Genomic DNA, 13,476 nt, shown 5'->3' with positions numbered 1-13,476 from the left:
CATGAAATTAACTTCCGGACATTTAACTTTCTGTACCAATATTTATGCAGGCGAAAACTGGATGGCACATTTTGAAGTGTTAAGGGATAGTTTTTCCATATTAAAAGCACAAATATCGCCCGATTCACCCATGGGTATTGGTTTGCGCCTATCTAACCTGGCCAGCATAGAACTATTGCAGGAAGATCATTTAATCACCTTTAAGCAATGGCTTGATGTAGCGGGTGGTTACGTGTTTACCATGAATGGATTTCCGTATGGTGGTTTCCATAATACAAAGGTGAAAGATCAGGTACATGCACCCGATTGGACCACTAGAGCACGGGTAGATTATACACTTCGTTTGGCTGAAATCCTTACGCAGATACTTCCAGAAGGTATGGATGGTGGCATTTCTACCTCACCATTGAGCTATAAACCCTGGTTTAAAGATGATCAGGAAAGGCAGGCAGCAACAACTACTGCAACATCTAACATAGTAGAAGTTGCCACTGGTTTAGCAGTTTTGCATAAACAAACCGGTAAAATTATCCATTTGGATATTGAGCCAGAACCCGATGGTTTTTTAGAATCGGGAGCCGAATTTATCAACTGGTATCAAAATGAACTTTTACCCGCCAGTAAGGCTCATGATGGAGAAACGATAGTTAAAACACATATTTGTTTGTGTTATGATGTTTGTCATTTTGCCATTGGTTACGAACCGCATACCGCCATCATAAATGAGTTGAACGAAAAAGGCATAAAAATTGGGAAAATACAGATTAGTGCTGCCCTGAAAGCGAAGTTACCAGCAATTGTTTCTGAACGGACGGCAGTTTTGGATCAATTAAGGGGTTTTGATGAGCCAACTTATCTCCATCAGGTAATTGCCAAAAAGAAGGATGGTAATTTAGTGCGGTACCCCGATCTTCCCAATGCATTGCTTGAAGGAGGAGATACAACAGTAGAGGAGTGGAGAGCGCATTTTCATGTGCCGATTTTTGTTGAGGATATGGGATTGATCCAATCTACACAATCAGACATTACAGAGGTTTTAAATTTGCACAAAAGCAATCCCTTTACCAACCACCTGGAGGTAGAAACCTATACCTGGGAAGTTTTGCCTGCTGCTTTAAAAGCACCTTTAAACGATTCAATTATCAGGGAACTGGCCTGGGTGAAAAATTTATTAACATCTTAAAATCATGCACAAAACAGTTGTTATCGATATCGTAGGTTTATCTGCTTCCGTAATTGGAGCACATACACCTTTTATTCAAAAATACATTTCTGAAAATCATTTAACTCATATCGAACCTTTATTGCCAGCGGTTACAACAGCGGTTCAATCCAGTTATCTAACGGGTAAGTTTCCTGCTGAAAATGGCATTGTAGGCAACGGATGGTACGATCATGCAGATGCAGAAATTAAATTCTGGAAGCAATCCAATAAACTGGTAAATGCCGAAAAAATATGGGATCAGGCTAAAAAAGAAGATCCGGATTTTACCTGTGCCAATATGTTCTGGTGGTACAATATGTACTCTACTGCCGATTATTCGGTAACACCACGGCCAAATTACCTTGCTGATGGTCGTAAACTGCCTGATTGCTATTCACAACCTGCCGAACTCCGTGATCATTTACAAAATAAACTCGGGCAATTTCCATTGTTTCAGTTTTGGGGACCAGGTGCCAATATTAAATCTACTAAATGGATTGCTGATGCCTCAATGGAGACTGAAAAGCTTCATAATCCAACACTAACACTGATTTACCTGCCACATTTGGATTATTGCCTGCAAAAATTTGGTCCGGATTTGGAGAAGATCAGTACAGAACTCACAGAAATTGATCAGGTGGTAGAAGAGCTGGTGCGCTTTTACGAAAGCAGAGGTGCTAAAATTATGCTGCTTTCCGAGTATGGTATTTCACCAGTAAATAACCCGATCCATTTAAACAGTTTGTTGAGGGAAAATGGTTTACTACAGATCCGTGAAGAAAGAGGGTTAGAACTTCTGGATGCAGGGGCATCTAAAGCTTTTGTTGTGGCCGACCACCAGATTGCGCATGTGTACATTAACGATAAAAGTGTAACCGAAAAAGTGAAGTCGATATTAAAAGGTATTGCTGAGATTGAGTTGGTACTTGATAAGGAAGAACAGAAAAAACATCATATTAACCACGAACGTTCTGGCGATTTGGTGCTGGTAGCGAAGGAGGGGAGTTGGTTTACTTATTATTTCTGGTTGGATGATGCCAAAGCCCCTGATTATGCGAGGGTGGTAGATATTCATAAAAAACCAGGATATGATCCGGTAGAAATGTTTATGACCTCCAAACTCAGGGCAGGCTATAAACTGTTAAGAAAGAAAGCCGGATTCCGCTATGTGATGGACGTTATTCCGCTTGATGCTACCTTGGTTAAAGGATCTCACGGTCGTACAAATGTTGAAGATGCATTTAAACCTATTCTTGTGACTTCAAAAGCGGTAAATAAAAAGTTACAGGCACCCGATGTATATCAGGTAATTTGGGATAGTTTAATAAGATAATTAAATGTTTTATTATTTGCTTATGTTGGTGCTAAGCCTTAGCTACGGGCAAACTTAATTTACCACAGATAAAAAGAATGGACACAGGTGTAAGATCCGTGTTAATCTGTGACCATCCGTGGCTAAAAAATGCTTATTTGATTGGTGTTAGGCCCTAGCTACGGACAAATTTAGTTTAACCACAGATAAAAAGAATGGACACAGATATAATCCGTGTTTATCTGTGTCCATCCGTGGCTAAAAAAACACTTATTTAATCGCATTAGTGCCTCGCCAACCGAAACTTAGTTTTATTGTGGTTATATTTTAAGCTTGAGAGATTGCTTCACAGGCTGAAAAAGCCTTACAGCAATAACGACGCCTTGATGGGATTTGATCTATATGTTTGTGCTAAGCCTTAGCTACGGGCAAATTTAGTTTAACCACAGATAAAAAGAATGGACACAGATATAATCCGTGTAAATCTGTGTCCATCTGTGGTTAAAAAAATGCTTTTATTCTTTCTACCAAGATAATCCGCTTTATCATTTTAAGTTAAATAGTCATATTTGATTATGAAAACTAGTGATGAATACAATGGTTACAGGATACCAGTGCCAGCTGAATTTGACGAATTGATTTCACATTTCTACTTTGCCGAAAACAAATCAAGCAATCCCATCATCCATACCTTTTTGCCCACTTTCCAATCAATAATGGTATTTAACTTTGGTGCGGCAATTTCGCTTATTACAAAAGAAAAGGAAGAAATATCAATGGATAAATGCCTGGTTTTAGGACCCGTTAAGCAAGCTTTTACGTATGTGATGCCACCAGGAGGTGAAATGCTGGTAGTGAATTTTAAAGATGATGCTTTTTTCCGTTTTTTTGGTACAGCGTCACTAATTGAACATGTTCATCCGGATGATTTGTTAAATGATAATTGTTTCACCATGCTTTGGGAAAGCCTAAGTAAAATGGATCAGGTTAGTGATAAAGTTACGCAGTTGCTCCAATTTAGTAAACTTTACATCCAAAACCGGCATCCACTAACCGAACAAATTATTGCTTTTGGCAATAGTGCGGTTAGCCCTGTGAAACAAATCGCTGATCAGCAAAAAATATCAGAACGATCGGTACAAATGAAAGCAAAAAATCATCTGGGCTATTCATCTAAAGAGATTGGCCGTTACATGCGTTTTTTAAAAGCGGTTGAGCTTGTTCAGCAATTGACTGTAAATAACAATGACGTAAATTGGTTTGTAGTAATTGAGCGTTGTGGCTTTTACGATCAAAGTCAATTAATTCATGATTTTAAACATTACCTTGATTTAAGTCCATCCAGGTATTTAAAATTTCAACAAGGTATTTGTAATTCGAGGAGCTAATGCTGTTTTTACGTTATTCTTTCACAAATTTATAGCCGCATCCCTCAAAGCAGGGAGGATTTAGTTCCAATGCTTTTGCTGAAACTTTGTAACGATAAATAAGCGGCTTTTTATAGGTATTATTATAAACTTCCATTTGAACACTGTCTAAAATCTTAAAAGAAGATAAGTCTGGAAGAGCATCTCCCTGAAGTTTTCCTGATTTCTCAATTGTGAGGTATTTTGCATCGCCCATTACTTTTCTATATTTACCACTTCCATCACCGGGATCTTGATAAGTTTCTGTTAGTTTCCATTTGCCATAAACTTCACCAGGTCCGTCGGTACTATTTGTTTTTTTACAGGATAAATAAAGAGTGCAGGCAATTGCAAAGAGAGATAATAATATTTTTTTCATAAGGCATTAATTTAAAGCTTAAACGGTTGTGAAATGGAATACGCTACATAAGCACTAAACTTTTGTGAATATACATATTCTTTTATTCCTCCAAAGTTTGGAGAGGTTTAATGGTGGTTATAAATAAAGAATTTGTTGCAACCATAATTTTAAGCGTTTTTTCGTAACTATTGTTTCCTTTTAGCAGGTAATTACTTTCCATGGCGTTGCACCAGCCAGTAATGTGATCTATATGGTAAAACCCTGTAGAGTTTATTTCAGTAAGTTGATTCCCCGTTTTCTTAAGCCAATTATTGAAATCGGTGATATTCATGAGGTTTTCACATTCACCAGAAAAGGTAATCAAATGGCCTGTTGCTGAGGTTTGAAGTAGCCACTTCTCATTAAGTTTGATAGGGAATGGGCATAAACCATGTACTGTTCTTTTACAAGTAAAGGTATCTTGTTGAAAGACGGCATCATATACCGCCCTAAAATATTCGTTAAGCAATAAATCTTCCATAATATAATTTGTTATGGCTGCCCCCGGCAACATTTTCTGATCAATCTCTTTCAGCGCAAAATCAATCCAATTTCCAGTAAAGCTATCTGCCAGGTTAGCTCGTATAGCCAACCAATTTAACCAAAGTTCATTTTGTTGTTCAATACCTATTGGCATTCCATTATGACCTAATTTAAGGGTGATCTGATGTAGCGTTGTAGAAACCTGTTGCATAAATGCATCAGCAACATTATGGGCTAAATCATTTATTGAATTAAGTCTTCGAATTATTTTTACGCGCTGATTTCCTGTCCAAAAAGAAGTTTCATCTGGTAAAATATCTATTTCATAAAGCCTTGTTGTATTTTCAACCTTTAGAGGCGTTTTTTCAGAGATTTCTACATTAAAAAATAATTTTAGCGGGCTTAAAAAAGGTTTGTAGGAGATTCTATCCATTGCTACTCGTTGTTTAATATTATTATGCTAAAAATATCAAAGAAATTCCTTCAACGTCGGAGCTTGGATTTAACTTCTTGCTCTTCATATTACTTTGAATCATCTTCCTCAATACTTTTATCCTCAATAGATTCATATTCGCCATATACAACTTTGGTTCCGCTCTTTAATACCACTTCTTTGGCAGCATTAAAACTTATATTTCCATTTGTGGCTACCCATTTAATACTTCCTGCATTTTCGGTTATGGTTTTAGCAATATATTTAATAGTTCCCATTTTAAAACAGCTTTACTTTACTACCACTTTTGTTTGTAATCTCTTTAGAACTGTGAAATTCAATGTTCTCCTTAGTACTGTTTATATTAATTTCTTCGGCATTTTTTTCAATTTGAGTGGCAGTTTTACTAACGTTGTCATTCGCAACCATCATGATGTTTTGGGCCATTAATGAATAATTTTCGCCGGCATTACTCGCAATATTTTCTGCAGCATTGTTATAAATATGGTTTCCTGCTGATAATGAAATGTTTTGCTGGGCATTAATATCTATATTTTTAGCTTTAATACTAATGTTTTCAGGTGCAGATATCTCAATACTTGAGGCATTGGTATCAAACCTGATGATGTTCTTATTTTTATCCGTTATAGTAATGGTTTCAGCACCTGATGTATCGTTAAATTCCACCAAATGCCCACTTTTGGTCGAAATCGATTTTAAATGATTGTTTTCATAACCTCCAGCACCATTATTGCCATGAAAAATACTTCCCATTACAATTGGTCTGGCAATATTCCCTTCTTCAAAAGTTACCGCTACCTGGTCGCCCACTTCTGGAACAAAAACAAAGCCCCTGTTCGTATTTACATGTACGCTTCTGCCAGCATCTGGTGTTATAATTCTCAGCCATTCGGTAACATCATTGCTTAAACAATCCCATTTAAATTTCACTTTAATCCTGCCTTTCCCTAGTGGGTCATTATTATCTACCACATCAGCCAGATGCGTATCCGAATGAGGTTTTCGGAAATTTTTAACTGAAATACGTTCAGTTGTTGCCACTAAACCTTCAAATGTGTTGTGGTATTTACCCGCAACATTGATGTGGTGATTAATGCTTGTAATCAGAAATTTACCTAAACTTTCGTTCATGAAATCAGCATCTTGCTTAAAGCTCATTATAATTTCTGCAATACAACCAATGCCGAGTGCAGCATTATCACCTTTGGCATTTATTTTTAAAAGCTCCGAAACAGTCGCTTTTTCTAAATCATCTACATGGTTTTGTATTTCATTATGGTTATTTGCCCTAATTAATGATGATTGATTAAAGCTTTTGCTGAAAGTATTATTTGATGCCTGTATTGCATGAGCAAGATTTGGTAGATTATCACTTTCAATAGTACCTTCACTTTGCAACATTTCATCTTCGGTTGGATGGTAGGAAAAATGTTTTGATTTGATCGGGGCAACTTCCATGGCATATTGCAGCTGCTGCACATCGCGACCATAAAATAGAGAAACTTCCTTCAGTTCGTCTGGTTTGCCAAAATTAAGTTGCTTGCCATCATAAAAAAGCCATTCGTGGTACTCTCCAGATATACGGTTAAGAAATTCAAAATCACTTTCCTTATACTGGATAATATAATCTATAGGTGTTTTGCGCCGTGTATTGCAAACAATTTTAAGGTCATTAACAGGAGTATCCTTTGCAATTAAGACAGCAATTTCATTTAAATCTTTACCAAGATAGGAACCTAAATCTGCTCCGCGATCTATTAAAATGGTTGGACTATATCCACTTACAATCAATTCACCATGATAACCATGGCTTTGGCTGAGCTCCACCTTGGTAATGAGGCCTGCAAATTCCTGCATTTTCTCTGCATGATAACCAAATGAAATGGTAAGTGTTTTGCCAACATAATCCCGACTATTATCAAGGGTAATTAAACCGGGCAGGCCAATTTGGTTTGGCTTAAACCGAAGTTCGAAATGGTGGTGACTGTTAAATTGTTGTTTTAAATCAAAAGAATCGAAATGGGTAATGCGTTTGCCTTCAATATTAATTTCAGTAATGAGTTTATTTTCCATGAGCGTTAGTTAGAACAAATTAAGTTAGTGTGCATCATTTGCTAGCTATCTCTAAACAAACCTTTAACCAGTTTTGAAATCCGAAGGATATAAAACCGTTTTTGAAGCAAATTAGGCACTAAATTTCCAGTAAAATGTTCATTTGTTGTTCGCAAATGGTATTTATAGACTTTTGCTAAGACTATGAAAAAATAATAACATTGACATTTTTGCTTTTGAGATTTATTGCAAATGGAGCTGATTTTCCCCGATTGGGTTTGTAGTTGTGGAAATACTTCTACATGTTTTAATTATGGAATTGTATTATGACTAAAGTATTTTGGCTGTTGCAAAAAATTAGTCAATCGTTTGCGCTGTGATTTATGTTGTTTTGCTCATTTGCTTGTTCTACTTTTAAAAAATACAAATCAACAAAACCGAACAAATGCGTTATCGTTTGCTTAAAACATCTTTACACCGGTGCTATAATATAATTGATGCATTTCCGTATGACAGAAGCAATTCAGTCAACATGTTCAGGCTTAGTGATTATTAATATATGGAATAACCTGTGCGAAGTTAATTGTCAGAAAAAATGCTTCAGCAAGGAATGGATACAAGCTTAACTTACGCAATTGAAAGATTAAAATTATTGTAATGACGGATATTGCAAATGGAAGGTAAGATGTTAAAGGGAATACTTTAAAATAAACACCACTTAAAAAGAATTTAGCAGAATAAAAAGCGCGAAAGCAGAGTTAGTAAAACGTTTGTTCAGCACATTAAGGGATCAGTTAAAAAACTAAACAATAAATATTAAACAACACAAATGGAACGTAGAGATTTTATCAAAAATGGGGCATTTACGGCTGCTGGTTTAACCATCCTGCCAACCGGAAGTTTATTTGCTTCATCAGACAGTGGGAAAGTAAGATTGGGATATATCGGAGTAGGGGCCCGTGGAATGAGCCATATTTCTGAAGGTGCACTAAGAGATGATGTAGAAATTGTTGCAATTTGCGATACACAAGAAAGCTCACTTAAAGTTTGCCGTGCATTTATTGCCAAAAAAGGCAGACCAGCTGCAACCGAATATACAGGCGGTACCGATGCCTACAAAAAATTAATCGAGCGTAAAGATATTGATGCCGTAATTATTGCTACACCATGGCAGTTTCACCGCGACCAAGCCGTTGATGCCATGAAAGCAGGTAAATATGTAGGCTGCGAAGTTATTGCGGGTTTAACCGTACAAGATCATTGGGACATTGTAAATACATCCGAAAAAACCGGTATGCCTTACATGACTTTGGAAAATGTTTGTTACCGCAGAGATGTGATGGCAGCTTTAAATATGGTTAGACAAGGTCTTTTTGGCGAATTGGTACATTTAGAAGGTGGCTATCAGCATAATTTACGAAATGTTCTTTTTAACAATGGTAAAGATTATTATGGTGGTGGGGTAGAGTACGGACCTAAAGCACTCAGTGAGGCGCAATGGCGAACCCAGTTCAACATCGATCAGGATGGCGATTTATACCCAACACATGGGGTAGGGCCACTCATGCAATACGCCAACATTAACAGAGGTAACAGCTTTACCAGTTTGGTTTCATTCAGCTCTAAAGCAAAAGGTTTGGCTGCATATGTAGAAGAAATGTCGCCAGGCCACCCAAATGCCAAAATCAATTATAAAAATGGTGATGTAACCACTACAATGATCAATTGTGCAAATGGAGAAACCGTTTTATTAAGTCACGATACCCATTTACCGCGGCCATATTCTATTGGTTTCAGGGTTCAGGGCACAAAAGGTTTATGGATGGATGTAAACAAATCTGTTTATATCGACCACAAATCGAAAAAGGATGATGTTTGGGATCCGGCTCAGGAATGGTTTGCTAAATATGACCATCCACTTTGGAAAAAATACGAATCAGAAGCTGTGGGTGCCGGGCATGGCGGTATGGACTGGTTTGTGTTTAATGGATTTATCCAGGCGGTTAAACAGAAAAAACAAACGCCAATTGATGTTTACGACTCGGTTACCATGAGTGTAATTATGCCACTTTCTACAAAATCGTTGAAAGAAGGAAATATGCCACAGAAATTCCCTGATTTTACAAAGGGAAAATGGAAAGACAGAAAAAATACTTTCGCTTTAGACGATAGCGGCTTTTAGTCTCGTTTGCGGGCAATGCTTCAGGGCTTGCCCGCACTTTTTAACAAGAAACTTTATCCAGTTACCTGGAACTATTTTTATATAAATATATCACCATCTTATGTTTCAAGCAGTATTAGGTGCTTATGGACTTAACGCAGAACAATTTAAAATTGAACCTTTCGGCTCGGGTTTAATTAACCATACCTGGAAAGTTTACAACGAACAGCAGGCCTACATTTTGCAAGAGGTTAATACGGAGGTTTTTCGTGAACCTCAGCACATTGCACATAATATAGAAACCATCAAAAAATATCTTGATCAAACCGCACCAAAATATTTATTTGTTGCACCAATCGAAGCAACAAATGGCGGTGATTTTATTGTGATTGATGATCACTTTTACAGGATTTTCCCTTTTGTTGAAAACTCTTGCTCCATTGATTTCGTGCACCATCCTGAGCAGGCTTACCACGCTGCAAAGCAGTTTGGTAAATTTACAAGGATGCTTTGTGCTTTTAATGTGAAAAAGTTAAAAGCCACCATCGAAGATTTTCATAACCTGCCGCTGCGGGTTGAGCAATTTAAAAAGGCTTTGGAGCAGGCTAGTAATGAAAGGATTAGTAAAGCAAAATTTGCCATCGAAGAAATTATCAAACATTACCACATTGAGGAACAATATGTGCACATGGTTGATAGTGGCGCATTGAACCTGCGTGTAATACACCACGATACCAAAATTAGCAATGTACTTTTACAGGTAAAAACAGGTTTGGGTTTGTGCGTAATTGATTTGGATACGGTAATGCCTGGCTATTTTATTAGCGATGTAGGTGATATGATGCGTACTTATTTATCAGAAGCGAATGAGGAGGAAAGGGATTTTAACAAAATAGCCATCAGAACAGATGTATTTGCAGCCATCCATAAAGGTTATATGGAAGAAATGGACCAGGTTTTGGGTTTTGCCGAGAAACAGTTCTTCATTTATGCTGGTAATTTTATGATTTATATGCAAGCTGTACGGTTTATTGCCGATTTTTTGAATGGTGATATTTACTACAAAACCACATATCCTGAACACAACCTGGTAAGGGGTTTAAACCAGATCGATTTATTGAATAAATACATTGCTAAAGAACCGGAATTTGAAGAAATCATTAAAAAGATTAACGAAGATAGACTTAGCGATTCTAAAACAATATTAAATTAATAAGGTAATTTAAGGTGTTCAGTTTTTTATGCTTCATCGTTTGAGCTGGACATCCTTTTGCCTTTTTTAGCTAATTATTTCGATTTTTTGCATCAAAATCAAGTTCTTATACTCAATATTCTTGCTTTTAAGATTCATTCATCAAGCGAAAAATCTGCTCAATAATTACGTCATTTCGATAACAATCATTTGCTACGTATTTAACATAAGCTAATGGTTTGAAAAAAGCGCAAACGTTTGATGGGGCTAAATTATGTGTACTGAAGAGGGTAGAAGCATATATTAAGCCCTTTGTTTTTCGCCAAGCTGCTCATAATAATCTTCTTCGTCAGCCTCATAATCGCTGAATTTATTGATCTTGAATACCCAATATTTCATTAACGGATAATTAAATCCATAAGAAACCACGCTATCAATTAAAAGTCTGCCGATTTTATAATCCACATTTAAAGTTTGCTGGAGCAGGTAAGTTCCACCGGATTTTAATGAGATACTTCCTAAAACCACGGTAAAAAATCGAATCAACTGTCCGCTTGTAGAACTGCAATAGCCCTCATTGCTTTTAAATGCCCAGAAACGGTTGATGCAGAAATTAACAATGCCTCCCATCGTTCCTGAAATTAAAATGGAAATAGTAAAATGAATGTGCAACCATTCTGTGAGCAAAATCATTAAGCCATAATCGGTTACACCACCAGAAAAAGCCGATACTTGTGCCTTGAGGAAAAGTTTAACTGAAGCCCAGGTCATGATATTTTCTCCTCTTTATCTTTAGCATCGCCAGCTTTTAAAAGCTTAAACGTATCGCTAATATTGATAACCAGTAAAAGTGCTACCATAGCAATTGCAAAATAAGTAATGGAACCTGTAAACAAGGTTTCGGCAATTAAGACAAGTGAAATAATTACCCGCAATTCCGTCGGACCTAAAGCACCTGCATCGATTTGATAAAAGCCTGTAATTTTATAACGAAGTTGAGAAATAATCATCGACCAGCCGTATAATACCACAAAGAGAAACGCAAAAATCTGTGTGCCGCCATCGGCATAATAATAGTAGCCTAAACCAATCAAGATAATGCTCAGCCAATCCATCACAATATCGAGGGCAAAGCCATACCATTTTCTAGGAATTTTACGAAAATAAGCCAATCGGCCATCAAGCGAATCGCCAAGCCAATTAATCACAAAGCCTAAAATTCCGATTAATAAACAGCTTTTTGCATAAAAACTTGCCAAAATAAAGCTTAAAAACACAATCAGTGAGCCAAATATGCCAATTCCGGTCATTATATTTGGCGTAATCCACGCAGGAACCCTTTGAAGCAAAAATAAAATCAGTGCTTGTTCACCTTTGCGTAAAACATTCGTTCTTTCGCGGTCTGCAAATACCCTTTTGCCATCTAGATGGTCTTTTTTTAGTTTAATAATAGCCTCCAATTTAAGTGCCAACCAAAAATACACCAAAGAGGATGGCTGTTTCCGGTCGGTAAAATTTTAAACTGATCTTCTTAGGAATTCCTTTAGAATAATCAGTTATTCGCTTTAGCTTCCCCGATCTGACCAGGTAAGTAAACAATAGGGCAAATAACATAAAATTATTTTACAATTCCGGCGAAGCGCTGATAAAATACTGTTGGACTATTCTCATTTTTTGGGGCATATTTACCAGCAATGATCGGTACATAAATTACACGTCTTCTACTTTCTTCACCACGTATTGCAGATTCTGCAACCCTGTGCCATAACCTTCCATCATGAATGGTTAAATCACCTGCTTCTGGTAAAATCGATACTTCTTCAGCATCTGGTTTATTATCCAGGAAATATTTTTTGCGGAAAAGCATCTGGTAAATACTTTGTTTGTGTGTGCCCGGAATAATCTTCAATCCGCCATTTTCTGGCTTTAAAGTACTCAGGTGGATTCCAACATTCAACATTGGGTTCAGTTTTGCGCCATAAAAAATATCCCTTAAACCATCTGTATGCCAGCCCATTTTACTGAATTTGCTATCTGGTCCGTTAATGTAATGGTTAAAAACCATACCGTCTTTTTCTTCGGTACCCAGGCGTGCACCATCACCAGCCAATTGCAATAAGGCATTAAAGCGTGGGTCTAACAGCAATCCGCTTAAAGTTTGATGTTGTTGATTAATAAAAGCGAAACGTTGTACAATTGCTGAGCCATCAAGATCTTTTCCATACTTAATCGGTACGCCATTTATTTTTTTAATATCTTGTTCAATCCATTTTTGCTCTACCTGTTTAGAGGCATCAATAATGGATGATACAGTTTCTGGTTTAATGAAATTTTTGAAATGGATAAACCCATGTGTGTTAAAAAAATCGAGCTGCTCTGCTGTTAATTGTTCAGATAAGGTGAAGGTTGGATACGATGTGGCCATGTGTAAAAAGTTAAAAGATTAAAGGAAATAATAGATAGAAAATAGAATTATGCGCAGCAACAGCACATTCGCATTCGCAAGTGGTTCGGTACTGAAGGAAAATAAAACAGGGTTGTTTTATCCGACATAGTCTATAGAATTAGTAGTGTTTAATACAAACGTAACATAATTTTAATATTCCAAAGAATTTTATTTAAAATATTTTAAAAATAATTTCTTCTTGATTGAAGTGATGGCCAAACGATAGTTGCTTTAGGGCACGATGATAATCGAATAATTGATTTTATGGATACCTTTAAACTTAGACTATTTGTCATGAAGGTAACATCTTGCAGCACGAAATCTCGACTTGACTTATGTACCCACACAAGCCAAACTTGCAACTCT

The 13,476-nt window shown here is 36.8% G+C and carries 12 protein-coding genes; 5 read left to right on the top strand and 7 right to left on the bottom strand.

Annotated features, from left to right (window positions below; translation table 11 throughout):
• Position 1 precedes the first annotated feature (1 nt).
• The 3 genes from eboE (at position 2) to ACZZZW_RS18365 (ending at position 3,904) form a co-directional block, all read left to right on the top strand.
• Positions 2-1,183, top strand: coding sequence for a metabolite traffic protein EboE (gene eboE, locus ACZZZW_RS18375; protein WP_463495573.1), 1,182 nt, complete (start codon positions 2-4; stop codon positions 1,181-1,183).
• A 4-nt stretch (positions 1,184-1,187) separates the two neighbouring features.
• Positions 1,188-2,537 carry an alkaline phosphatase family protein gene (locus ACZZZW_RS18370; RefSeq protein WP_055910801.1) on the top strand — a complete coding sequence of 450 codons (1,350 nt, stop codon included), beginning with the start codon at positions 1,188-1,190 and terminating at the stop codon, positions 2,535-2,537.
• Between the two features lie 554 nt (positions 2,538-3,091).
• On the top strand, positions 3,092-3,904 hold the full coding sequence (locus ACZZZW_RS18365; RefSeq protein WP_463495570.1) for a DUF6597 domain-containing transcriptional factor: 813 nt from the start codon (positions 3,092-3,094) through the stop codon (positions 3,902-3,904).
• 13 nt (positions 3,905-3,917) lie between these two features.
• Here ACZZZW_RS18365 and ACZZZW_RS18360 read toward each other — a convergent pair whose 3' ends face one another.
• The 4 genes from ACZZZW_RS18360 to ACZZZW_RS18345 form a co-directional block, all read right to left on the bottom strand.
• Positions 3,918-4,301 carry a hypothetical protein gene (locus tag ACZZZW_RS18360; protein ID WP_055910796.1) on the bottom strand — a complete coding sequence of 128 codons (384 nt, stop codon included), beginning with the start codon at positions 4,299-4,301 and terminating at the stop codon, positions 3,918-3,920.
• Positions 4,302-4,383: 82 nt separating this feature from the next.
• Positions 4,384-5,238: a hypothetical protein gene (locus ACZZZW_RS18355; protein ID WP_463495568.1), complete on the bottom strand. Its 855-nt coding sequence runs from the start codon at positions 5,236-5,238 to the stop codon at positions 4,384-4,386.
• Between the two features lie 89 nt (positions 5,239-5,327).
• Positions 5,328-5,516 carry a hypothetical protein gene (locus ACZZZW_RS18350; RefSeq protein ID WP_055910793.1) on the bottom strand — a complete coding sequence of 63 codons (189 nt, stop codon included), beginning with the start codon at positions 5,514-5,516 and terminating at the stop codon, positions 5,328-5,330.
• A 1-nt stretch (position 5,517) separates the two neighbouring features.
• Positions 5,518-7,332, bottom strand: coding sequence for a type VI secretion system Vgr family protein (locus ACZZZW_RS18345; protein ID WP_463495565.1), 1,815 nt, complete (start codon positions 7,330-7,332; stop codon positions 5,518-5,520).
• 808 nt (positions 7,333-8,140) lie between these two features.
• On the opposite strand from ACZZZW_RS18345, the gene ACZZZW_RS18340 reads away from it, so the two are divergent.
• Together ACZZZW_RS18340 and ACZZZW_RS18335 are read left to right on the top strand one after the other, a co-directional pair.
• Positions 8,141-9,493, top strand: a complete 1,353-nt coding sequence (locus ACZZZW_RS18340; protein WP_055910789.1) for a Gfo/Idh/MocA family protein — start codon at positions 8,141-8,143, stop codon at positions 9,491-9,493.
• A 100-nt stretch (positions 9,494-9,593) separates the two neighbouring features.
• A complete protein-coding gene (locus tag ACZZZW_RS18335; RefSeq protein WP_055910787.1) occupies positions 9,594-10,685 on the top strand; it encodes a phosphotransferase enzyme family protein in 1,092 nt (363 codons plus the stop codon).
• A gap of 282 nt (positions 10,686-10,967) precedes the next feature.
• On the opposite strand, the gene ACZZZW_RS18330 is transcribed toward ACZZZW_RS18335, so the two are convergent.
• From ACZZZW_RS18330 to ACZZZW_RS18320, 3 genes are all read right to left on the bottom strand, one after another.
• On the bottom strand, positions 10,968-11,435 hold the full coding sequence (locus tag ACZZZW_RS18330) for a GtrA family protein (protein WP_055910785.1): 468 nt from the start codon (positions 11,433-11,435) through the stop codon (positions 10,968-10,970).
• Positions 11,432-12,124 (bottom strand): CDP-alcohol phosphatidyltransferase family protein, encoded by a 693-nt coding sequence (locus tag ACZZZW_RS18325; protein ID WP_200912312.1) that lies wholly within the window; start codon positions 12,122-12,124, stop codon positions 11,432-11,434. Before ACZZZW_RS18325 ends, ACZZZW_RS18330 begins: the two co-directional genes overlap by 4 nt.
• A gap of 158 nt (positions 12,125-12,282) precedes the next feature.
• Positions 12,283-13,089, bottom strand: a complete 807-nt coding sequence (locus tag ACZZZW_RS18320; RefSeq protein ID WP_055910783.1) for a phytanoyl-CoA dioxygenase family protein — start codon at positions 13,087-13,089, stop codon at positions 12,283-12,285.
• Positions 13,090-13,476 lie beyond the last annotated feature (387 nt).

Source organism: Pedobacter sp. AC379 (assembly GCF_979258145.1).
This window is presented reverse-complemented; position numbering and strand designations above follow the sequence as displayed.

Bases quoted from the DNA above. Each gene is read 5' to 3' on its own strand.
- ACZZZW_RS18340 (WP_055910789.1), top strand. From the start codon at position 8,141: ATGGAACGTAGAGATTTTATCAAAAATGGGGCATTTACGGCTGCTGGT.
- ACZZZW_RS18345 (WP_463495565.1), bottom strand. From the start codon at position 7,332: ATGGAAAATAAACTCATTACTGAAATTAATATTGAAGGCAAACGCATT.
- ACZZZW_RS18360 (WP_055910796.1), bottom strand. From the start codon at position 4,301: ATGAAAAAAATATTATTATCTCTCTTTGCAATTGCCTGCACTCTTTAT.
- ACZZZW_RS18320 (WP_055910783.1), bottom strand. From the start codon at position 13,089: ATGGCCACATCGTATCCAACCTTCACCTTATCTGAACAATTAACAGCA.
- ACZZZW_RS18350 (WP_055910793.1), bottom strand. From the start codon at position 5,516: ATGGGAACTATTAAATATATTGCTAAAACCATAACCGAAAATGCAGGA.
- ACZZZW_RS18365 (WP_463495570.1), top strand. From the start codon at position 3,092: ATGAAAACTAGTGATGAATACAATGGTTACAGGATACCAGTGCCAGCT.
- eboE (WP_463495573.1), top strand. From the start codon at position 2: ATGAAATTAACTTCCGGACATTTAACTTTCTGTACCAATATTTATGCA.
- ACZZZW_RS18330 (WP_055910785.1), bottom strand. From the start codon at position 11,435: ATGACCTGGGCTTCAGTTAAACTTTTCCTCAAGGCACAAGTATCGGCT.
- ACZZZW_RS18355 (WP_463495568.1), bottom strand. From the start codon at position 5,238: ATGGATAGAATCTCCTACAAACCTTTTTTAAGCCCGCTAAAATTATTT.
- ACZZZW_RS18335 (WP_055910787.1), top strand. From the start codon at position 9,594: ATGTTTCAAGCAGTATTAGGTGCTTATGGACTTAACGCAGAACAATTT.
- ACZZZW_RS18370 (WP_055910801.1), top strand. From the start codon at position 1,188: ATGCACAAAACAGTTGTTATCGATATCGTAGGTTTATCTGCTTCCGTA.